Raw genomic sequence first — 20,689 nt, 5'->3', positions numbered from 1 at the left:
ATGACACCGCTGAAGTATTCACTACCCTGCCAGGTTAGTCAATTAGGAAGTCGATGCCCGACAAGACCACTCCCCGCACCTACCGATCCGCCCTGCGTAGCGAACAGGCCGCCGCGACCCGCCGCCGCGTCCTCGAGGCCGCCGCCGCCTGCTTCGTCGAGAAGGGTTACAGCGGAACGTCATTGCCCGACATCGGAACTCGTGCGGGCGTGTCGACCGAGACCGTGAAGGCCAACGGCCCCAAACGCAATCTGCTCCTGGGCGCGTTCGAGCAGGCGTTCGCCGGTGCCGAGGGCGATACGCCGGTGGCCGACAGCGAGGCCGCGGCCGGTATCACCGAGATCACCGACAACGACGAATTCCTCCGCGCCACAGCGGCTTTCGTCGCCGCGGCGAACGCCCGCACGAGTGTGCTGTGGACGGAGTTCCTGAGCGCGGCCACGACCGATCCGGCGGTGGCGGAGGCGCTGGACGGCCTGCTGGCCCGGCGCAGACAGGACTATCGCGGGGTCGTCGCGATGCTCGTCGAGCGCGGAATCGCCCATCCGGAAACGGATATCGAGACCGGGGCCGATGAGTTGTCGTTCCTCTGGTCACCGGAGAGCCACCAGCAGTTGGTGTTGCAGGGTGGGTGGAGTATGGGGCGGTACGAGGAGTGGCTGGCGGGAGTGGTGCGTCGGCAGTTCGGGAGTCGGCGGTAGGGATTCCACCGCTCGTCGTCGCGGTTCCACAGGCTCTACCTGGGCCCACCACGACGTCCCGGACGGTCGTCCTGACTTAGCATCGACGGTGTGGCGCCTGCTGAACAGCCTTCGGGACCGACTGCCGAATCGGGGGCGGGGGGTGGCCCGCGCCGGGGGACGAAGGGGGACGGGGCGCGGCGGGGGCGGACGACGCGGTTGTCGTACGACGATTGGGTGGACGGGGCGTTGGCGTTGCTGGCTCGGGAAGGGGTGGGGGCGATTCGGATTCCGCGGTTGTGTGCGGAACTCGGGGTCACCAAGGGCAGCTTCTATTGGCATTTCGATGACATCCAGCAGCTCATGGCGGCGATGGCCGATCGGTGGAGCGCGGTGCAGAGCGATGCCGTGCGGGCGCTCGGGGCGCTGGACTCGATTCCCGTCGAGCAGCGCATCGAGCAGATGACCTCACTGCTGGTCGATCAGAGCACCTGGATCGTGGAGGCGACGGTGCGGGAATGGGCCCGCACCGACGCCAAGGTGGCCGAGGCCGTCAAGGCGTTGGAGCGCAAGGTCTTCGACATCATGCAGCAGATCATGCTCGACCTCGGCTTCGACCAGACCCAGGCCCGCGTCCGCGCGGGAGCGATGGTCTACCTCGGCATCGGGCTCATCCACGGCCGCGACAGCATGCCGACGCCCACCACCGAGGAGGCGCAGGCGGTGATCAATCTGCTGCTCACGCCGCAGGCGTAGCGGTCTCGCCTAACGGAGTGTGGACGCGTCCGTTGCGGCTGAAGGACGCGATCAGCGAATCGGTACGGGACTGGGTGACGAATGTGGACGAGACCCACTACCTGTTCGGCACCGCCGCCGGACCCGCCCCGTACCCGCGGATCGTGCGCGACTTCCAGACGGTGATCGGGACCGAGGCCCGCGCGCAGCTGCTGAGAACCGAAGGGCGGCTGCCGGATTGCGTGCTGGCCTGTGTCGGCGGGGGCAGCAACGCCATCGGGGTGTTCCACGCCTTCGTCGACGATCCGGGCGTCCGGCTCCTCGGCGTGGAGGCGGCGGGCCGGGGCATGAGCACCGGGCAGCACGCGGCGACGCTGGCGGCGGGCACCCCCGGCGAGATGGACGGTGCCTTCAGCTACCTGTTGCAGGACGAGGACGGCCAGATCGCCGAAACCCACAGCATCGCGGCCGGTTTGGACTATCCGGGCGTCGGTCCCGAACTGAGTTATCTCAAGGACTCCGGACGCGTCGAGTACCACACCGCCACCGATGCCACCGCCCTGCGCGGGATGCGCGCCCTCGCCCGCACCGAGGGCATCCTCCCCGCCCTCGAATCCGCCCACGCCCTCGGCCATCTCATGGAACTCGCCGAGCGGAACGACCTCGCGGCGGGCGCGCTGGTGCTGGTGTGCCTGTCCGGGCGCGGGGAGAAGGACCTCGCCGTGGCGGCGGAGGCGCTCGGGTTGGCTTGACCGCCAATTCCCGTACGTGGACGACAATTCGCCGCGAGAACAGGTTCGCCGGGAGGTGTCCTACCGCGTGGTGGAATTCCTGTCATCCGCACGACGGATGGTTCGTCGCCATTTCTTTTGCCATTCTGTTTCCCGGGAACATCGAATGCACCCGGAGGAAGAAATGATGTACGGCGGTAATAGATCCAGGACCGGTCGGTATTTCGCGGCGGCGGTCGCGCTCGCGGTGATCGGCTTCGGCGCGGCGGGCGCGAACGCCGCGCCGAACAGCGGGAGCGGGGGTAGCAGCGATACCGGTAGCGGCGGTACCGGCAGTTTCGGGACGGGCAGTTTCGGGGGTGGTCCCGGACAGTCGGCGCCCCCGACGCAACACTGCAATGAGTCCACGAAATCCGGCGGGGCCGGGGTCACGGAGACGATTCATCAGCTGGGCCGCAGCGGGCCGACGTCATTCGTGCTGAGTTACGAGACCGAGAACATCCCGGACATGATCCAGGTGTTCTACGAAGGGACTCAGGTCCTCAACACCGGCTACGTGGGCGACGACATCAACGAGGGCACCGGGTCGGCGCGGGTGACGCTGCCGCCGGGGACCGCGACCTCGGTGACCGTCCGGGTCACGGGCCCGGCCGACACCGTCTGGAGTTACGTCGTCCATTGCCCGGCGTGACATCAGATCTCGTCGAGGCCGATGTACCCGTCCTGCAACGCGCGGGCCAGCAGCGCCGCCTTGGTGGACGCCGGTCGGCCCGCGCGACTGTATTTCTCGCGAATTCGAGTGATATGGGTATTCACCGTGCCCGGTGAAATGTAGAGGCGTCGACACACATCGCTCTTGGTGTCGCTGAGAATCCAGGCGAGCAGAACCTCGACTTCGCGACTGCTGAGCATCGGTGTGGCGGGGGTGGCACAACCGTAGGTGAATTCGGGCACGGCACTTCCTGTTCCGAGAAAACCAACCGCGTCGCCGACCCCGGCTCGACCACGCATGCCGAGAATGCTACTCATTCGCCGGGCGGGCCGGACGATTACCGTCCGACACGCCCGGCACTCTCGAAAAGAAGGGACTTCAGTCCCCCAGAATTTCGGCCAGCCGATGCCACCGCCGATGCCGGTGCCGGAACATGAGCCGGACGAACAATCGCGTCGGCGCAGCCCGCCAGCCGTCATCGATTTCGATCTCGTCGGTGTACCGGCAGTGCTCGGCGTCGACCGGTTCGAAGATCAGGCGATGGTTCCAGGTGCGCACCGGGCCGCCGTGCTCCTCGGTGCGGATCTCGTACGGGTCCAGCCGCACGACCGTCAGGTGATGCCGCCAGGAGGGGAGCACGCCGAACCACCACAACCGCGCCGACCCCCGCGTCCCGACGGCGAGGCGGCCGGACACCTCGAGGCCGCGGAAGCGGACGACCGGGCTCAGCACATAGCGCAGCAGGGCGGGTTTGCGCGCGAGGTCGGCGACCGTCGCCGCGGGCAGCGGCAGCACCGTGGTGCGGGTGAGCGTCGCCATCGGTTCACCCCGCGGTCGCCGCGCCGATGCGCCAGTCGCCCGTGGCGTGCTGATGCCGCCAGAATTCGGCGAAACGTCCCTCGGCGGAGAGCAATTCGTCGATCGTGCCGTCCTCGACGACGCGGCCCTCGTCGAGGAACAGCACCCGGTCCGCGGTGCGGATGCTGGCCAGGCGATGGGCGACGATGACGCGGGTGCGCGGGGCCGGGTCGGCGGTGAGGGCGCGCACCACGGCGGCCTCGTTCTCGGTGTCCAGCGCGCTGGTGGCCTCGTCGATGAGCAGGATCGGCGCCGGTTTGAGCAGGGCGCGGGCGATCGAGACCCGTTGCCGCTCACCGCCGGACAGGGCGGTGCCCGCCTCGCCCGCGCGGGTGTCCCAGCCGTCGGGCAGCCGCTCGGTGAGATCGTCGACGCGGGCCAGCGCGGCGACGGTGTCGAGGGATTCCGCGCTCGCCCCGGGATGTCCGGCGCGGACATTGTCGCGGATGGTCCCGTCGAACAGGTACGGATGCTGGAACACCACGCTCACCAGCGCGCGTCGCGTGTCGACATCCAGTGTGGCGCAATCGGTTCCGTCGACCAGGACGCTGCCGCTGGTCGGGGTGTGCAGTCCGGCCAGCAGCGCGAGCAGGGTCGATTTCCCGGAGCCGGAGGGGCCGACGATCGCGGTGGTGGTGCCCGCCGCGAGGGTCAGATCGATGCCGTCGAGCACGGGCGCGTCGTCGCCGTAACGGAAGCCCACACCGCGCAATTCGATCCGTGGCGCGGTGTCCGGCCGGACGGACGCGTCGCCGCCGACCTGACCGGGTGCGGCGATCACCGCGCCCAGACGGCCCAGAACCATTGCGGCCGTTTCGATTCCGGGGGCGAGCTCACTGAGCGTGGTGAACGCCTCCAGATACCGGGCGATGACGACGATGAGCGCGACCGCCTGCGCCACCTCGAGGTCGCCGCGCACGGTGAGCGCAGCCGTGGTCCCGGCCAGCACCACCAGCGCGATCTGACTGGCGAGGGTGAACAGCAGCTGTCCGGGGATCTGCATGAACAGCACCCGCACGGTCGCGGCGTGCTGGGCGGCGAGCGCGGCCCCGGCGTGGCTGCGGGCGGGTTCGACCCGGCGCGCGGCGCGCAGAGCCGGTTGGGTGCGGGCGAATTCGATGAGGCGTTCGGTGAGCGCGCTGTTGCTCTCCGCGGCGACCCGATCGGCCCCGCGCCCGGACCGCCCGGCGGCCCAGAAGGCCCCCAACAGCACCGGAACCCCGGCCAGCGCCGCCAGCCCCAGCGGCCACGCGAACGCGAACAGCGCGATCGCGATGGCGATCGGCAGCAGCACCGCACCCAGCAGCGGGGTGACCAGATAGATGACCACGCCGACCAGATCGGGTCCGGTGGCGGCGATGGCCTGCCGCGCGGTGGCCACATTGTCGGCGGTGAACCAGGTCAGCCGGGTACCGGCGAGCTGATCGGCGACGCGGTGCTGGGCGTGGTCGAGCAGTCCGAAACCGAGCCCGAAACCGAGGCGGGACACCACCGCGTCGATTGCCCAGCCCGCCACGGTGACCGCGGCCAGCGCGCCCAGCCACGGCCACGCGTCGGCGGGCCGGTCGCCGAACAGCGCGCCGATCAGCGGGACCAGCAGCACGGCGCCGGCCGCGCGCAGCGCGACGCCGACGACGGTCAGCGCGAGGTGAATCCCGAAGGCGCGGCGGCTGTTCGGGGGCAGCAGGGCCAGCAGGGTGCGGATCATCGGAGCGCCTCCTCGGCGGTGCGGGCGTCCCAGAGGAGGCGGTAGCGGCCGTCGCGGGCGAGCAGTTCGTCGTGGGCGCCGGTCTCGGCGATCGCGCCGCGCTCGAGCACGACGATGCGGTCCGCGGCGGTGATGGTGTGCAGCCGGTGCGCGATGACCAGCACGGTGCGTCCGGCGGTGAGCCGGTTGAGGGCTTGCTGCACCTGGTATTCCGATTCGGGGTCGGCGAAGGCGGTCGCCTCGTCGAGCACGAGCACCGGGGTGTCGGCGAGAAGCGCGCGGGCGATGGTGAGGCGTTGACGCTCGCCGCCCGACAGCGCCGCGTCCGCGCCGAGAACCGTGTCGTAGCCGTTCGGCAACCGCAGGACGCGGTCGTGGATGTGCGCGGCGCGGGCCGCGGCCACGATCCGCTCGTCGGTGGCGTCGGGGACCGCGAGCGCGATGTTCTCCCGCACGGTGCCGCGCACGAGTTGGGTGTCCTGGAAGACGAATCCGACGCGGCGGTACAGCTCGTCGGCGGTCAGCTCGCGCACGTCGCGCCCGCCGACGCGGAGGGCGCCGTCGTCGATGTCGTGGAAGCGGGCGAGCAAAGCGGCCAGCGTGGATTTGCCGGAGCCGGACGGGCCGACGAGCGCGGTGACCGTGCCGGGTTCGAGGGTGAGGGAGACGTCGCGGATCACCGGGACGCCCGCGCGATACGAGAAGGTGACTCGATCGAACTCGACTGTGCCCGGATGTGCTTGCGCGGCAGCGGTTTCCAGGTTCTCGCGCACGGTGAGTTCGGGTTCGTCGAGGGTGACCTGGAGACGGCGGGCGGCGAGCAGGCCGGTGCGCAGGCCGCCGAGGCCGTAACCGACGCCGAGCAGCCGCGCGCCGAAGGTGGTGCCCAGCAACAGGAACGGCAGCAGGGTCACCGGCCGCATCCCGCCGGAGGTGACGAACAGGGTGCCGAATCCGGTGATGAGCAGCAGGAACGTCGCCGGACGGGTGGCGAGGTCGATGAGGGTCTTCTTGCCCGTGAACGGGCGCTGCCAGTCGTCGAGGAAGCGGATGTACTCCCCCAGCCGCGCCCGGAACGGCGAGGCCGCCGCGCCGCCGAACACGCGGATCACCGGCTGGCCGTCCAGATAGGCGGCGGCCTCGGTGTTCATCCGCTCGGCCCAGCGCGCGGCCTGCGCGGTGCGCGGCCCCGACTGCACGACCATGATGGCGGTGGTCACGATGTACACGAGCACCGGCACGAACAGCAGCAGTGCCAGCCGCCAGTCCACCGCGAACAGGTAGACCAGCACCGCGAGCGGGGCGACGACCGCGGCCACCGCGTCGGGCACGGCGTGGGTGACCAGGTAGTGCAGGGCGAGGGTGTCGTCCTGGACGATCTGCTTGACCTGGCCGGAGCCGCGAGCGGTGAACCAGCCCAACGGGACTCGCGACAGCTTCTCGAGCAGTCGCCGGCGCAGGGCGCGGGCGAAGCGGGCATCGACGGCGTGCGTCCACAGCATGAGCGCCGAGCCCAGCAGCGCGCCCGCGCCGAGCACGCCGACCGCCCAACCGCCGACGGCCCACAGCTCGGCGGCGGGAGCGCCGTCGAGCATGCGGCGCGCCAGCTCCACCAGCAGCACGTAGGGCGCGAGCTGGACGAGGGTGATGATCGCCTGTAAGACGCCCACGGCCACGAGTGTCGGTTTCAGCGGTGCCAGCAGCCGCCCCGCGGCCTGGGCGCGCCAGCGGCCCTTCGCCGGGACAGGTTGTGCGGCAACGGGTTCGGCGGCCGGTTCCGCCGGGACCTCTTCGGTGGTGGTCGCGCGCAGGGTGCCCATGGCGCGGCCGTAGTACCAGTACGCCTGCGCGTGCACCTCGGATTTGGGGAAGCCGAATTCGTCGCGCAGCCGGGTGCGGAGGTGTTTGAGCGAGCCCGATTCCGGCGTGACCCAGGCGTACCAGTCCGACCAGTCCCGGGCCTCGAGCGCGGCCGCGAGCGAGCCGGGACCGCGACGGGGCACCCAATGGGTGTGCAGCAGAGGGTGATCCGGCAGCGGGATGAGCCGGTCGGTCTCGTCGTGTTCCTCGAGGTACAGCTCGACGGGCACGTCCGCAGGGATCACCGCGAGAATGGACGCGAGCGCGGGCATGGCCGCGGCGTCGCCGATGAGCAGGTATCCGGCCGGGGGTTCGTCCGGAACGGTGAACGGGGCGGAGCCCATGGATGTCACCGCGATCGTGTTGCCCGGCCGCGCGTCCTGCGCCCACAGGGTCGCGGGCCCGGCCGGTTCGTGGATGACGATGTCGATCGCGAATTCGCCCGTGGCGGGGTCGGATTCCGAAAGGGTGTACGCCCGTTGATGTTCGGCGTCCCCGCCGTCCGGGTCGGGGAACCAGAACCGCAGCCACGCGGCCGGGCCGGGTACCACGTCCTCGAACAGGGTGGGCGATGTCATCCGCACCCGCAGGTACCGCGGCGCCAGCAACCGCGTCGCGACGACGGTCGCGACATGATCGCGCGCGCCGAAGCCCCGCAGCACCGCGCCCTGAAAACCCCGCCGTGCCATCAGAATTCCTTTCCTGCCGCGGACGGCTCCGCGACGATCTCGGTCCGGGAGTCGCCGCCCCCCGCCCCGAGGTCGCGCCCATCAACTAAGGGCAGACTAACCTTATTTCGATCCGCGGGCAACGGCGTCGGGGCGGCCGGGACCAGCGAACTTCGCGCGGATCGGTTCGGTAGGGTCGCGAAAGGTCCGTTGACTTTCGGGGCCGGAGGAGGCGTGGGTGATGGTCGTCGGGCGGGAGAGCGAGCTCGAGGAGTTGCGGGCGTTGGTGGACCGGCCCGGGGAGCGGGCGGGGGTGCTCGTTCGGGGGGTGGCGGGGATCGGGAAGTCGGCGTTGGTGGGTGAGGTGGTGGCGGGGCTCGCGGGGGTGCGGGTGTTGCGGACGGTGGGGGTGGAGAGGGAACGGCAGTACGGGTATGCGGGGTTGCAGCGGTTGTTGTATCCGGTGCGGCGGGAGTTCGGGCGGCTGGTGGGGCGGCAAAGTGACGCGCTCGCAAGGGCTTTCGGGGTGGTGGAGGAGGAGCCGTCGGGGTATCTGGTGGGGTTGGCGACATTGTCGTTGTTGTCCGAGGTGGCCGAGGAGTGGCCGGTGCTGGTGGTGGCCGAGGATGTGCAGTGGCTGGACGAGGCGAGTGCGGAGGTGCTGGCGTTCGTGGCGCGGCGGGTGGCGGAGGAGCCGATCGTGGTCGTCGCCACCGTGCGGGACGGGGCCGAAACGCCCTTGGCGGACGCGGGTTTGGGGTCGATGCGGCTCGGGCCGTTGACCGAGGATGAGGCGGCCGTGGTGGTGGCGAGGACGGCGGCGGATGCGCCGGAGGCGGTCCGGCGGCGGATCGTGGCCGAGGCGCACGGCAATCCGCTCGCACTGGTCGAATTGCCCCGGGCCCTGGGCGATCTCGCGGAACTTCCGGCGACGCTGCCGCTGACCGAACGGCTCGAACGGGCCTTCGGCGCGCGCGGGGCCGCGCTGCCCGCCGCCACCCGGACGGCACTGCTGGTGGCCGCGCTGGCCGACGGCGACTCCCTGGCCGAAATCCTCTCCGCCACAAGCGGACTCGTCGGCGAGAAAGTCGACGCGGGGATTCTCACGCCCGCTGTCGACGCCGGACTCCTCACGGTCGCATCCGGGACGGTCGCCTTCCGCCATCCCCTCATGCGGTCGGCGTCGGCCGCCGCCGCGACCGCCGAGGAGCGCGCCCGCGCCCATCGCGCCCTCGCCGACACCCTCGCCGACCACCCCGAGCGACGCGCCTGGCATCGCGCCGCCGCGGCGACCGGACCCGACGAGCCGGCGGCCCGCGACCTCGAGGACGTCGCCGAACGATCCCGGCACCGCGGCGCGGGAGTCGCCGCGCTCGAACGGGCCGCCGACCTCAGCGAGAGCCCGACCCGCCGGGCCGACCGGCTGCTGCGCGCGGCCGAACTCGCCGTGGACGCGGGCCGCCGCGCCACCGCCGACCGGCTCGTGCGCGCCACCCGCGAGCTGCCCACCACACCGGAACAGGACGCCACCGCCGCGTGGCTGCTCAGCGGCTTCGACGACGGCGTCCGCGAAAGCCCCTCGCGCATCACCGAATTGGCGAACCTCGCCGCGAGGATCGCCGCCGAGAGGCACCCCGACGCGGCCCTGCGGATCCTGTGGGGCGCGGCCATGCGCTGTTTCTGGATCGAACCCGGACCCGACACCCGCCGCGCGCTGCTCGACGTGGCCGACGGCCTGCCCTTCCCCGAGGACGATCCGCGCCTGGTCGCCGTGCGCGCCTATGTCGCGCCGTTCGAACGCGGCACCTCGGTGATCGAGCACCTGCGGGCGCGCACGGCGCTGACCGGGCGCGATCCCGAGGTCGATCGATTCTGCGGCAGCGCGGCCCTACAGGTCGGCGCGTTCGATCTGGCCGCGCGCTTCTCCGGCGCGGCCGCCCCGCTGTTCCGCGACGACGGTCGGCTCGGACTGCTGCCGCGCGCGCTGTCGGTGCGGGCGTGGAGCCTGGCCCGGCTCGGCGATCTCACCGCGGCGGCCCCGGCCGCCGCCGAGGCCGCCGACCTCGCCCGGGAGACCGGGCAGCCCTTCATGCGCGGGCTCGCCGTCGCGGTGCAGGCCGAAATCGCCGCGCTGCGAGGCGATTACGCGCGGGCGGCGACCCTCGCCGACGACGCCGAGCGGATCGGACTGGCCGCGGGCGCGCGCCCGGTGCTGGCCACCGTGCGGCTCGCGCGCGGGCTGGCCGCGCTCGGCGAGGGCCGCTACGACGACGCCTTCGCCGACCTGCGCCGCCTCCACGATCCGCGCGACCCCGCCCACTCCCCCGCCCTGCGCGCCTACTTCCTGGGCGACCTCACCGACGCCGCGATCCGCGCGGGACGGGCCGACGCGCTGCGCGACCTGCTCGACGGCCTCGAACCGGTGGTGTCGACCACCTCCTCCCCCGCCCTGCACATCGGCTGGCGCTACGCGCGGGCGCTGCTCGCCGCCGACGCCGAACCGCACTTCACCGAGGCGCTCGCGGCGGATCTGACGGACTGGCCCGCCGAACGCGGGCGGCTGCACCTGGCCTATGGCGAATGGCTGCGGCGGCAGCGCCGGATCGTGGAATCCCGCACCCAATTGCGCACGGCCCGTGAGGTTTTCGACGCGCTCGGCATCGCCGCGGGCAGCGAACGGGCCCGGGTGGAGCTGCGCGGCGCGGGCGAGTCCAGCCCGAACCGGGACCCCGACGCCCGCGACCGCCTCACCCCGCACGAACTGGGCATCGCCCGGCTGGCCGCCCAGGGGCTGACCAACCGGGAGATCGGGCAACGGCTGTATCTGTCGCACCGAACCGTCAGCACCCACCTGCACCGCATCTTCCCCAAACTCGGGGTCAGCTCCCGCACCGACCTCGCCACCCTGTTGCCGCCCGACGAGACGCACGGCTGACGGTCAGGAGAGTTCGTCGAGCGAGCCGCGTCGGCGCAGGTGACCGTCGCCGCCGAGTTCGAGCACGGTGTCGATGCCCAGCCGGGTCAGGAACGGGTGGTCGTGGCTGACCACCAGGATCGCGCCGCGATAGTCCGCGAGCGCCTCCACGAGTCGGTCCACACTGGCGATGTCGAGATTGTTGGTGGGCTCGTCGAGGATCAGCACCTGGGCGGGTGGATCGGCCAGCAACAGACGAGCCAGGCACACCCGGAACCGCTCCCCGCCGGACAGCGTCGACACCGGCCGATCCACGCTGTCGCCGCGCAGCAGCAGGCGGGCGAGCTGATTGCGAATGGCGGCGGGCGGAATCGCGGGCGCGACGGCGCGCACATTGTCCACCGCCCCCGCGTGCTCGTCGAGACCGTCCAGGCGCTGCGGGAGATAGCCGACGCGGTCGGTGAGCAGCGTGCCGGTCGCCCGGCCGGGCACGGAAGTCCGTGTGCCGAGCAGGGTTTCGATCAAGCTCGACTTCCCCGAGCCGTTGGGTCCGGCGAGCGCGACGCGTTCGGGGCCCTGGATGACGAAAACGCTGTCACCGTCGCGCAATTCGGCGATCCGGCGCCCGCGCGGCACCTCCGGATCGGGCAGGTCGAGATGGATGTGCTCCTCGCGGCGCACCCGGGATTCGGCGTCGTCGAGGATCTGCTGGGCCGAACGCACCTTGGCGTCGAGTCCGGTGCGCAGGGCGCCCGCGGAGTTCTGCGCCCGGCTCGCCCGGTTGCCCGCGAGGATGCGCGGGATGCCACCGTGCTGTTGGGTGGCGCGCGCGGTGCGTTCGCGGCGGGCGAGTTTGGTCTCGGCCTCGATACGCTGGCGTTTCTCGGTCCTCAACGTCTGTTCGGCGGTCCGGGCGGCCTGCACCGCGGCGGCCTGCCGCTCGTCGAAGTGCCGCTTCCAGGCGCTGTAGGGGCCGCCGAACACCTCCAGTTCCGCCGCGTGCAGTTCGGCGGTGGCGTCGGTGTGTTCGAGCAGTTCCAGATCGTGGCTGACCACGATCAGGGTGCCCGGCCAGTCGTCGACGAACGCGGTCAGCTGGGCGCGGGTGGCCCGGTCCAGATTGTTGGTCGGCTCGTCGAGCAGGGTGATCGGGGTGCGGCGCACCCGCAGCCCGATGATCGCCGCCAGCACCGCCTGGCCGCCGGAGATCTCGCCGACGCCGCGGTCGAGATCGGTTGCGGCGAAACCGATCTCGTGCAGCGCCTCGTCGGCGCGGGCCTCGATGTCCCAGTCGTCGCCGACCGTCTCGAAGTGCCGTTCGTCGGTGTCGCCCGCCTCGATCGCGCGCAGGGCGGACAGTGTCCCGGCGATGCCGAGCAGGTCGGCGAGGGTCGCGTCCCGGCCGAGGGTCAGGGTCTGCGGCAGGTAGCCGACCTCGCCCGCCACCTCGACGCGACCCGAGGTGGGGGTGAGCAGGCCCGCGATCAGCTTCAGCAGGGTGGATTTCCCGGCCCCGTTGCGGCCCACCAAACCCGTTGTGCCGGTGGTGAACACGCCGTTCAGGCCGGACAGCGCGACGGTGCCGTCGGGCCATTCGAAGGTGAGGTCGCGCAGGGTGATCGGCGCATGCGTGGACGCCATGATGATGAAACTCCTTGTGCCCGTGAGGGAAGACGATGACGCGGAATCCCGATGCGAAGGACGCGCGGCGACGCGGCGATTCATCACACAGGGATGAACGCCCGACCCGGGACGCCGCCTTCGATCAGGCGGCTAGCGTCTGTCGACCTCGATGAGCACCCCGTCACCTTAGCAGGGGCTGGACCTCGCGCCGCCGAGATGCTTCAATAAGGAGAGCCTTACCTGGTTTAGGTGAGGCTAGCTTGCCAGAGTGACCCCGTCCTAGCGAGGCCGACCGTGTACGTGTGTATCTGCAACGCCGTCTCCGAGACCGACGTGCACAGCTGCGTGGCCGCCGGTGCCTGCTCGATGAAACAGGTCAAGGCGCGCTGCGGTTGGCAGAGCGGCTGCGGCAACTGCACCCGCCGGTTGGCCGAGGTGATCGGACAGGCCCGCCTGTCCCTGCGCACCGAGACGGCCGCCTGACCTGGATAGGTAATCCTTCGCGTAGATAGGTCGACCTTCGCGGGCGGCCGTTTTCCACGATGTGACACGATCTGGCCCATGGAAGGCGACAAGGACATCATCGGCCTGCTCAACGAGCAGCTCACCGCCGAACTCACCGCGATCAACCAGTACTTCCTGCACGCCAAGATGCAGGAGAACTGGGGCTTCACCAAACTCGCCAAGCACACCCGCTACGAGTCCATCGACGAGATGAAGCATGCGGAGGTGCTGACCGACCGCATCCTCTTCCTCGAGGGTCTGCCGAACTACCAGAAGCTGAACCCGCTGCGCATCGGGCAGACGGTTCCCGAGCAGCTGAAGGCCGATCTGCAGATCGAGATGGAGGCCGTCGAGCGGCTCCGCCGCGGCATCGACCTGATGCGCTCGCGCGGCGATGTGACCTCCGCCCGGATCTTCGAGTCGATCCTCGAGGACGAGGAGAGCCACGTCGACTATCTGGAGACCGAACTCGACCTGCTGGAGAAGCTCGGCGAGCCGCTGTATCTGCAGCGCTACACGGATACGCCGGAAGGCGACTGAGTTCGCGCCGGTGGCGCGGTTGGTCAGTACCGCGCCACCGGATGCGGGGTGCCGTGCAGGTCCCGATAGCGGTCGAGCGCGGCCGCGCACCCGGACCGCCAGGTGTCCAGCAGGGTGCGGACCGTGGCGGCGGACAGGCCGATCGAGGTCAGGCGGCGCGCCAGCGAGTTCTCCGCGAATTCCCAACGCGCGCGCAGGGTTTCGGCCCGTTTGACGGCGAGCACCGACAGCCGGGGCGCGGCGTCGGCGGTGCGCGGGTCGACCATCGTCTCCGCGGCGGTGGGCAGATGCCGCAGCAGCGCGCCGACGACGGTGTCGCCGAACCCGTTTCGCACCCCGCCGCGCAGCGCCAGCACACCGAAGTTCACGTGCCGCGATTCGTCGCGGGCCACCCCCAGCAGGCCGCGGTGCAGCGCCGCGGTCGCGGCCGAGTCCCGCGCCATGCGCAGCAGCCCGTGCAGTCCGGTCATCGCGACCGTGCCCTCGACGAGCAGGTGGTAGACCACGACCGCCTCGTACCAGCGGTGCACGTCGTCGGGCCGGAGCCGGACCGCGTCGGTGGTCCGGGCGAGGGCGTCGTCGAACAGCGAACCGGCGCGGTGGCTTTCGACGGCCGCTCGGGTGGTGAGCCCGGCGTCCACGAGCGCGGTCAGGTAGGTCCGGAAGAACAGCGCGTGCCGCGCCTCGTCGGCGACCTGCGTCGCCAGGTACAGCTGATAGTCGCCCGTGGGGGCGGCGTAGACGATCGGCGCGAGGGTGCGCGTCACGGCCAGCTCACCGTCGGAGAAGCGGGCGAGCGCGGCGATCACCCCGGCGCGGACGTAACGGTTGATCCCCGGCCAGCCCGCCAGATCGGCCGCGAGGTCGAGGTCCCGGATCCGCCAGTGCTGGGCCTCCCAGCGGTGGTACAGGTCCACCGGGGACACCGGATCGTCGTCGCCGTTCTCCAGGGCGGCGAGCACCGCGTCGTCGGTCATGTCCGGCTCCTCGTCCGTTCGGGGGGATCCGCGTCGGCGCCCAGACGCCGGTCCACGAACGTACGCAGCGTCGCGGCGTCGAGTTTCCCGCTCGGCAGCGTCGGCAGGGTGTCGGCGAACAGCAGGCGCGCGGGCCGCAGATACGGCGGCAGCAGTTCGGCCAGGTGGCGGCGCAGCTCCAGATCGGTGACCTCGGCCGCCGCGACCACGACGCCGACGATGGTGTCGCCCCAGCCCTGCGCGTCGGTGCCGACGACGGCCGCCCGCGCGACGGCGGGGTGCGCGCACAAGGCGTGCACGATGTCGCCGGGTTCGACGCGATAGCCGCGGATCTTCACGTAGCCGTCGGCGCGGCTGATGAATTCGTAAGCGCCGGGCCCGGTTTCGCGCACGAGGTCGCCGGTGCGGTACACCCGCCCGAGGACGGGATCGTCGACGAAACACGCGCGGGTGCGGTCGGGGTCGCCGCGATATCCGGCGGCGAGGCCCGGCCCGCCGATGCACAGTTCGCCGATCCCGTCGGCGTCGGGGGCGGGCAGATGCAGCCGGACGTGCGGGAGGGCGTGGCCGATGAGCGAACGACGTTCGGCGCGAATGTCGTTCGCGGAGATGCGGTGGCCGCTGGCGTAGACGGTCGCCTCGGTGGGGCCGTACAGGTTCCACAGCTCGAGCCGCCCGGCGTCGGCGGCGTGTGCGAAGGGGGTCAGCGTGGCGAAGTCGAGGCGCTCCCCGGCGATGAGCAGGCGGCGCAGGCGCGGCGGAAGCCCGTGCGCCGCACAGTGATTCGCCAGCATCCGCACCGCGGTCGGGGTCTGGCACAGCACCTCGACACCGTGGTCGGTGAGCAGGGCGTGGGCGTGGCGGGCGTCGGCCTGGGCGCGGGCGGGGAGGACGACCAGTCGCGCGCCGACGGTCAACGGCCGCCACATCTCCCACATGGAGATGTCGAAGGTGAACGCGTGCACCCCCGCCCAGACCTCGCCGGGGCCGGCCGAATCCCACTGCGCCGCACCGGCGAGCAGCGCGAGCAGACCGGCGGCGGTGACGTCGACGCCCTTGGGCACGCCGGTCGAGCCGGAGGTGAACAGCACGTAGGCGAGCGGCGACGGCGTGACCTCGGCCCCGCTCTCCCCCGCGGCCGCGGTCTCCGAAACATGCACGCGAGCAAGCCCTGTCGCGGTGGGCGCGCCGGTGTCGTCGACCACCGCGTGCGCGGCGTTCGAGACCCGCACGATGTGCTCGACGCGGCGGGCGGGGGCGCCGGGTTCCACCGGGACCGGTGTGCCCCCGGCCGCCACCACCGCCAGGGTGGCGACGACGGCGTCGACGGTGCGGTCGGCGCACACCAGCACGCTGTCCCCGGTTCCGGCGCCGCGCGCCCGCACGGTCGCGGCGAGGCGGACGCAGTGGGACGCCAGCTGGGCGTAGGTGTAGGAGCGGGTGCGGTCGCACAGGGCTGGACGGTGGGCGTGGCGTTCGGCGGTGCGCAGGAAGACCGACCACGGCGACGCCGTCACGAGTGGATCCGGGGCGTGAGCTCGGCGACGGTCGGCGCGTCGAAGATATCGCCCAATTCGATCTCCACGCCGAGGGTTTCGTGGATGCGGGCGATGAGCCGGATGGCCATGAGGGAGTGGCCGCCGAGCGCGAAGAAGTTGTCCTCGAGGCCGACCTCGGGCAGCCCGAGCACCTCCGCGAACAGGGTGCGCACCTGGGCGGCGACCGGATCGTCCACCGGCACCGGCACGGTCGTCGCGCTGGGCGCGGCGGGTTCGTACTCGAGGTCGCCGTCGAAGGTCCAACGGGCGCGCCGACCGGCGGTCACCGATTCGGCGGAGGAGCGCACGGTGCCGTAGACGCCCACGGGGGCCGGTTGTCCCGCGGCGTCGACGATGAGCGTGTCGCGGTCGAGCAGGTCCGCCCGTTCCGCGTCGTCCAGGAGGGTGAGGCCACCGATCGTCTCCGGGAGGGTTCCGGCGAATCGGTCGAGCACCCGGCCCAGATGCCGCGACAGCTGCCGAATCCGTCTGTGGTCGAACAGGTTCGCGTCGTGGATCCAGTACAGCCGCAGGTGGTCCGGGTATTCGCGGGCGTGCAGTTCCAGATCGAAGCGGGCGCGGTTGTCGGCGATCTCCATCGGTTCCGCCCGCACCTCGCCCAGGGTGAGGGGGCGGTCGTCGGCGGTCTGATGGGCGAGCAGGACCTGGAACAGCGGGGTGCGGTCGGAGCGGCGATGCGGCGCGACGGCCTCCACGACGCGGTCGAACGGGGTGTGCTGATGCCGGTACGCCGCCAGCGTCGTGCGGCGGACCTCGCGCACGAACTGCGCGGGCGCGAGGCCGGGATCGACGTCCACGCGCAGGACGAGGGTGTTGACGAAGAAGCCGACCACCGGTTCCCATTCGGCGCGGGTGCGTCCGGCGATCGGGGAGCCGATCGTGATGTCGCGGTCGCCGCTGTAGCGGGACAGCAGCACCGACAGGGCCGCGAGCAGGGTCATGTAGCCGGTCGCGCCGACCTCCGCGCCGAATCGGCGCAGCCCGGTCAGCGTCGCCGGGCCGATGTCGGTGCGCAGCACGGCGGCCGTGGGCGCCTGCACGGGCCGCCGAGGGCGGTCGCCGGGCAGGCCGGTGGGGTCGCCGAGTCCGGCGAGCCGGTCGGCCCAATAGTCCACGCCCGCAGGGGGTTCCGCGCGCTGGGCGCGGGCGTACTCGCCGTAGGTCGTCGGGATCGGCGGCAGGGCGGGGTCGGATCCGGTCGCGAAAGCGCCGTAGGCGGTGGCCAGCTCGCGCCACAGGATCGCCTGGGACCAGCCGTCGGAGGCGATGTGGTGGGTGGTGAGGATCAGCACGTGATCGTGCGGGGCGAGGCGCAGCAGCCGGGCCCGCAGCAGCGGTCCGGCCGCGAGGTCGAAGGGGCGTTCCCATTCCTCGGCCAGCGCGGCGCGCACCCGCTTGTCGGTATCGGGGCCGGGCAGGCCGGTCAGGTCCTCGACGGGGAGCGCGATCTCGGGGACCGGTCCGGCGCGCTGCACGGGAGCGCCGTCGACGAGGTCGATTCGGGTGCGCAGACTTTCGTGGCGTTCGAACAGCAGCCGCACCGCGCGCGCGAGGGCCGACTCGTCCAGGGCGCCGCGCAGTCGCCGCGCCTCCGGAATGTGGTATTCGCAGCTGTCGCCGTGCAGTTGGTGCAGGAACCAAAGTCGTTGCTGGCCAAAGGACAATGGTGCGTACACAGCGATCTCGCCCCCCTGAAGCGAACCGGATCGGCATCGCCGCGGCGACGCGCGCTCATGAGTCACTATAGGCGAATGGCAGTTCGTTCGACAGCCGATGTCGTGGTGATCGGGCACGGATTGACGGGCGCGGTGGTCGCCAGGACATTGCGCGACGCGGGCGTCGAGGTGCTGATTGTCGATGGGGGAACACAGTTTTCGGCGCGACCCGCCACACACCTGCGCAATCTCGCCGTGTGCCGGACCGACCGCGCGCTCTACGCCGACCTGGTCGCGGCGTTGCTGCGCCCGGTGTCCGTACCCCCGGCGCAACGGGTGGTCGGCGGCGCTACCGTGCCGGGGATGCCGGACGGCCGCGGTGTCAACCGGGCGCAACGCCCCGACCGCGCTCTGCCCGCGGCGCGCGCGACGGCCACGCTCGGCGGGATGAGTACGCTGTGGAATTGCCTTGCGCCGCGCCCGAATCCGGATCTGGAATGGTGGCCCGGCCTGGCGGTGGCCGAGTGGACCCGGCTGTTCGAACGGGCCGAGGATCTGCTCGCGGTGGGCGCAGACCTTTCCGCCGCCTCGCGACGGCACGCGTATGTGCTGAAAACCCTTGGCGAACAGGGGCTCATCGCGCGGCACATCCCGGTCGCGGGGCGGGCGACGGACGACGGGATCCGGTGGACGGGCCCCGCCGAGGTCGTGGGCGACGCGCCGATACCGCTGCGCCGGTGCGTGATTCGCCGTCTGATCCGGTCGGGTGAGCGGATCACCGGGGTGCAGGCCATCGATTTGCCGAGCGGCGAAGTGGGCACGATATCGGCGGACGTGTTCGTCGTCGCGGCGGGCCCGTTGCGCACCCCGGCGCTGCTGCACGCGTCGAATGTGGTGCGCGACAACGCGAATCTCGGCCGCTACCTGTGCGATCACCCGCTCGCCCACACCCAGGTCCTGCTCGATCCGGACCTGCGGGAGGACGGGCCGGGGGTGTTCGTGGAGACGCCACGCACCGCGGACCGCCCGTTCCACGGGGTGCTGCTGTCCGACGGCCACGACAGCGCCGTCCTGGAGGGCGGCGTCGACGACCGCCTGCTGGTGTCGCTGTACTGGTACTGCGCGCTCGCGCCGCGCTACGACAATCGTGTCGTATTCCACGGCGGGGCAAGCGATTCGCTCGGTTCGCCACAACCGACCCTGGAGTACGCCCTCGACGCATCCGATCGGGCGATCACCGCCGCCGCGCTGGCCGATCTGCGGGCCGCGGCCGCGCCGCTGGGGCCGACGCTGCCGGTCGGCCCGCCCCGGCTGACGAGTCCGGGGACCTCCCAGCACATCATGGGCACGACGCGGATGGGCGCCGACGACCGCGACAGCGTCGTCGACGACCGCGGGCGGGTGTGGGGCACCCGGAATCTGTATCTGGCGGGCACCGGCCTGATCCGCGGGGCGACCGCGGCGAACCCCACCCTGACCGCGTGCGCGCTCGCGGTCCGGACCGCGGAATCCATTGCGCGCCCGGCCCACACGACGTAGCGTCGATTCCGTGGGGGCCTCGTACAGCGAGCAGACCGATCCGTTGTGTCTCGACGACGACACCGCGGCGGCGCTGCTGCGCGGTGCGCCGTGGCGGCGCGTGGCGATCATCGGCGACAGCACCGCGGAAGGCGTCGGCGAGCCGACGCCGGGCTACCGCACACTCCCCTGGACCGAACGACTGCTCAGCGCGCTGCGGACCGCGGTCGGCCCGGTCGATTACCTCAACACCGGCCGCACCGGCGCCACCACCCGCGAGGTGATCGACGAGCAGTTGGCCGCGGTGCTCGCCTTCCGCCCGGATCTGGTGCTGGCCGGATGCGGCGGCAACGATCTGCTCGTGCGGCGGCCCGACTACCCGGCGACCGAACGCAATCTGGACGAAATCCTGCGCGCCGCAACGGGTTCCGGGGCGCGGGTGCTCACCTCCACCCTCGACGACGACGTCCGCGACCCGGCCATGGCGGCGTTCCGCCCGCGACTCGAGGCCCTCAACGACATCATCCGCCGGGTCGCCCGGCGGCACGGCGCGATCGTGCTCGATCTGAAGGGCCATCCGATCCGCGAACGCACCGATCTGATCAGCGCCGACGGCATCCACTACTCGATGGCGGGGCACGCCCTGGTGGCGGCCGAGGTGATCAGGACGCTGTCGGCCGCGATCCCGCGCTAGTGGCGAGCAGTTCGCGCAGCGGTCCGGTGAGCCGATCGGCCAGCGCCGGATCCTCGTGCCGCGCCTCGGCGAGCAGGGCCGCCACGGCGACGCCGAACGCGCGGTGCAGTTCCCCGGGCGCGAGTTCGCGCACCAGCGCGCCGGTCACCGGGGCGGTGACGGTCTCCGGGAGTTCATCGATGCCGCGGGCCTGATCGGTGGCCAGCCCGTGCCGCAGGCAGGCCAGCGCGAGCACCTGATCCCGGATGCCGCTGATCATGTACTCGGCCTGCCACAGCCGCCCGCGCGCCAGACTGGACCGGGCGTGCAGCGCGTACAGCCAGCCCATGCCGACCAGTTCCGCGGCGGGCGGAACCCGTTTGGCCTTCGGCTCGTTGGCGTCGCCGAACAGCAGCCGGAACGTCGGGGCGGTCGCACCGAACTCCTCGGCCCGCCAGAACGCGAGGTCGACCTGCAACGTGCTGTCCAGCAGGAACACCCGGAACCGGGTGGCGCCCCGAAACACGTCGAGATGGGCGACCGCGCCATGGTCGGCGTACATCCGCGCGGTCCAGTCGGCGAGCACCGCGTCATGGTCGGCGTCGGCGGCCACGCTCAGCGCGAGATCGATATCGGACCAATCGTCCTCGCGGCCCACCGCACCGGATCCGGTCACCGCCGCGCCCACCACCCGCGGATCGGCGTGGGCGGCCCGGATCAGACTGTCGCGGAGCGCTCCTCGGTGTTCCGGCGTGAACATCCGGCCAGGATGCC

At 71.7% G+C, this 20,689-nt stretch carries 17 protein-coding genes and 1 pseudogene; 9 read left to right on the top strand and 9 right to left on the bottom strand.

Going from position 1 to position 20,689, the window contains the following annotated elements; genetic code table 11:
- Positions 1–53 precede the first annotated feature (53 nt).
- From ACFYTQ_RS03355 to ACFYTQ_RS03340, 4 genes and pseudogenes are all read left to right on the top strand, one after another.
- The gene (locus ACFYTQ_RS03355; RefSeq protein WP_387356698.1) at positions 54–701 is read left to right on the top strand and encodes a TetR/AcrR family transcriptional regulator; all 648 of its coding nucleotides are present in this window, start codon (positions 54–56) and stop codon (positions 699–701) included.
- 198 nt (positions 702–899) lie between these two features.
- Entirely contained in the window at positions 900–1,436 is a 537-nt protein-coding gene (locus tag ACFYTQ_RS03350) for a TetR/AcrR family transcriptional regulator (RefSeq protein ID WP_387356697.1), read from the top strand.
- A gap of 38 nt (positions 1,437–1,474) precedes the next feature.
- A pseudogene (locus ACFYTQ_RS03345) lies at positions 1,475–2,167 on the top strand (pyridoxal-phosphate dependent enzyme); the annotation flags it as partial.
- Positions 2,168–2,234: 67 nt separating this feature from the next.
- Positions 2,235–2,837 carry a hypothetical protein gene (locus ACFYTQ_RS03340; RefSeq protein WP_387356695.1) on the top strand — a complete coding sequence of 201 codons (603 nt, stop codon included), beginning with the start codon at positions 2,235–2,237 and terminating at the stop codon, positions 2,835–2,837.
- 2 nt (positions 2,838–2,839) lie between these two features.
- Here ACFYTQ_RS03340 and ACFYTQ_RS03335 read toward each other — a convergent pair whose 3' ends face one another.
- The 4 genes from ACFYTQ_RS03335 to ACFYTQ_RS03320 form a co-directional block, all read right to left on the bottom strand.
- On the bottom strand, positions 2,840–3,100 hold the full coding sequence (locus ACFYTQ_RS03335; RefSeq protein WP_387356693.1) for a helix-turn-helix transcriptional regulator: 261 nt from the start codon (positions 3,098–3,100) through the stop codon (positions 2,840–2,842).
- Between the two features lie 136 nt (positions 3,101–3,236).
- On the bottom strand, positions 3,237–3,677 hold the full coding sequence (locus ACFYTQ_RS03330) for an SRPBCC family protein (protein WP_387356692.1): 441 nt from the start codon (positions 3,675–3,677) through the stop codon (positions 3,237–3,239).
- Positions 3,678–3,681: 4 nt separating this feature from the next.
- Positions 3,682–5,424 carry an ABC transporter ATP-binding protein gene (locus tag ACFYTQ_RS03325; RefSeq protein WP_387356691.1) on the bottom strand — a complete coding sequence of 581 codons (1,743 nt, stop codon included), beginning with the start codon at positions 5,422–5,424 and terminating at the stop codon, positions 3,682–3,684.
- The gene (locus ACFYTQ_RS03320; protein ID WP_387356689.1) at positions 5,421–7,973 is read right to left on the bottom strand and encodes an ABC transporter ATP-binding protein/permease; all 2,553 of its coding nucleotides are present in this window, start codon (positions 7,971–7,973) and stop codon (positions 5,421–5,423) included. The genes ACFYTQ_RS03325 and ACFYTQ_RS03320 overlap by 4 nt, the downstream gene beginning before the upstream one ends.
- A 220-nt stretch (positions 7,974–8,193) precedes the next feature.
- Here ACFYTQ_RS03320 and ACFYTQ_RS03315 point away from each other — a divergent pair, with 220 nt between their 5' ends.
- Positions 8,194–10,887, top strand: a complete 2,694-nt coding sequence (locus ACFYTQ_RS03315; RefSeq protein WP_387357026.1) for an AAA family ATPase — start codon at positions 8,194–8,196, stop codon at positions 10,885–10,887.
- Between the two features lie 3 nt (positions 10,888–10,890).
- On the opposite strand, the gene ACFYTQ_RS03310 is transcribed toward ACFYTQ_RS03315, so the two are convergent.
- Entirely contained in the window at positions 10,891–12,507 is a 1,617-nt protein-coding gene (locus ACFYTQ_RS03310; RefSeq protein ID WP_387356688.1) for an ABC-F family ATP-binding cassette domain-containing protein, read from the bottom strand.
- 276 nt (positions 12,508–12,783) lie between these two features.
- On the opposite strand from ACFYTQ_RS03310, the gene ACFYTQ_RS03305 reads away from it, so the two are divergent.
- Positions 12,784–12,972, top strand: a complete 189-nt coding sequence (locus ACFYTQ_RS03305; protein WP_387356686.1) for a bacterioferritin-associated ferredoxin — start codon at positions 12,784–12,786, stop codon at positions 12,970–12,972.
- A gap of 78 nt (positions 12,973–13,050) precedes the next feature.
- Positions 13,051–13,533 carry a bacterioferritin gene (gene bfr, locus ACFYTQ_RS03300; protein ID WP_387356684.1) on the top strand — a complete coding sequence of 161 codons (483 nt, stop codon included), beginning with the start codon at positions 13,051–13,053 and terminating at the stop codon, positions 13,531–13,533.
- Positions 13,534–13,556: 23 nt separating this feature from the next.
- On the opposite strand, the gene ACFYTQ_RS03295 is transcribed toward bfr, so the two are convergent.
- Genes ACFYTQ_RS03295 through ACFYTQ_RS03285 form a run of 3 tightly spaced genes read right to left on the bottom strand, consistent with a single transcriptional unit; the run spans position 13,557 to position 17,745 of the window.
- A complete protein-coding gene (locus tag ACFYTQ_RS03295; protein ID WP_387356683.1) occupies positions 13,557–14,510 on the bottom strand; it encodes a hypothetical protein in 954 nt (317 codons plus the stop codon).
- On the bottom strand, positions 14,507–16,027 hold the full coding sequence (locus ACFYTQ_RS03290; RefSeq protein ID WP_387356682.1) for an amino acid adenylation domain-containing protein: 1,521 nt from the start codon (positions 16,025–16,027) through the stop codon (positions 14,507–14,509). Before ACFYTQ_RS03290 ends, ACFYTQ_RS03295 begins: the two co-directional genes overlap by 4 nt.
- Entirely contained in the window at positions 16,024–17,745 is a 1,722-nt protein-coding gene (locus ACFYTQ_RS03285) for a condensation domain-containing protein (protein ID WP_387356680.1), read from the bottom strand. Before ACFYTQ_RS03285 ends, ACFYTQ_RS03290 begins: the two co-directional genes overlap by 4 nt.
- Positions 17,746–17,820: 75 nt before the next feature.
- On the opposite strand from ACFYTQ_RS03285, the gene ACFYTQ_RS03280 reads away from it, so the two are divergent.
- Complete coding sequence (locus ACFYTQ_RS03280) at positions 17,821–19,263, top strand: GMC oxidoreductase (protein ID WP_387356679.1); 1,443 nt, start codon at positions 17,821–17,823, stop codon at positions 19,261–19,263.
- Between the two features lie 10 nt (positions 19,264–19,273).
- Positions 19,274–19,936: an SGNH/GDSL hydrolase family protein gene (locus ACFYTQ_RS03275; protein WP_387356677.1), complete on the top strand. Its 663-nt coding sequence runs from the start codon at positions 19,274–19,276 to the stop codon at positions 19,934–19,936.
- Here ACFYTQ_RS03275 and ACFYTQ_RS03270 read toward each other — a convergent pair.
- Positions 19,905–20,675, bottom strand: coding sequence for a nucleotidyltransferase domain-containing protein (locus tag ACFYTQ_RS03270; RefSeq protein WP_387356675.1), 771 nt, complete (start codon positions 20,673–20,675; stop codon positions 19,905–19,907). The two genes, ACFYTQ_RS03275 and ACFYTQ_RS03270, sit on opposite strands and share 32 nt — an antisense overlap.
- Positions 20,676–20,689: the final 14 nt, after the last annotated feature.

Origin of the sequence: Nocardia sp. NPDC004068 (genome assembly GCF_042874315.1) — a bacterium.
GTDB lineage: Bacteria > Actinomycetota > Actinomycetes > Mycobacteriales > Mycobacteriaceae > Nocardia.
The sequence above is the reverse complement of the archived record's forward strand: the minus strand, read 5'-3'. Positions and strand labels throughout refer to the sequence as shown.

Excerpts from the sequence above, each read along its gene's own strand:
- ACFYTQ_RS03355 (WP_387356698.1), top strand. The coding sequence starts at position 54 with ATGCCCGACAAGACCACTCCCCGCACCTACCGATCCGCCCTGCGTAGC.
- ACFYTQ_RS03330 (WP_387356692.1), bottom strand. The coding sequence starts at position 3,677 with ATGGCGACGCTCACCCGCACCACGGTGCTGCCGCTGCCCGCGGCGACG.
- ACFYTQ_RS03325 (WP_387356691.1), bottom strand. The coding sequence starts at position 5,424 with ATGATCCGCACCCTGCTGGCCCTGCTGCCCCCGAACAGCCGCCGCGCC.
- ACFYTQ_RS03320 (WP_387356689.1), bottom strand. The coding sequence starts at position 7,973 with ATGGCACGGCGGGGTTTTCAGGGCGCGGTGCTGCGGGGCTTCGGCGCG.
- ACFYTQ_RS03315 (WP_387357026.1), top strand. The coding sequence starts at position 8,194 with ATGGTCGTCGGGCGGGAGAGCGAGCTCGAGGAGTTGCGGGCGTTGGTG.
- ACFYTQ_RS03310 (WP_387356688.1), bottom strand. The coding sequence starts at position 12,507 with ATGGCGTCCACGCATGCGCCGATCACCCTGCGCGACCTCACCTTCGAA.
- bfr (WP_387356684.1), top strand. The coding sequence starts at position 13,051 with ATGGAAGGCGACAAGGACATCATCGGCCTGCTCAACGAGCAGCTCACC.
- ACFYTQ_RS03295 (WP_387356683.1), bottom strand. The coding sequence starts at position 14,510 with ATGACCGACGACGCGGTGCTCGCCGCCCTGGAGAACGGCGACGACGAT.
- ACFYTQ_RS03280 (WP_387356679.1), top strand. The coding sequence starts at position 17,821 with ATGGCAGTTCGTTCGACAGCCGATGTCGTGGTGATCGGGCACGGATTG.
- ACFYTQ_RS03270 (WP_387356675.1), bottom strand. The coding sequence starts at position 20,675 with ATGTTCACGCCGGAACACCGAGGAGCGCTCCGCGACAGTCTGATCCGG.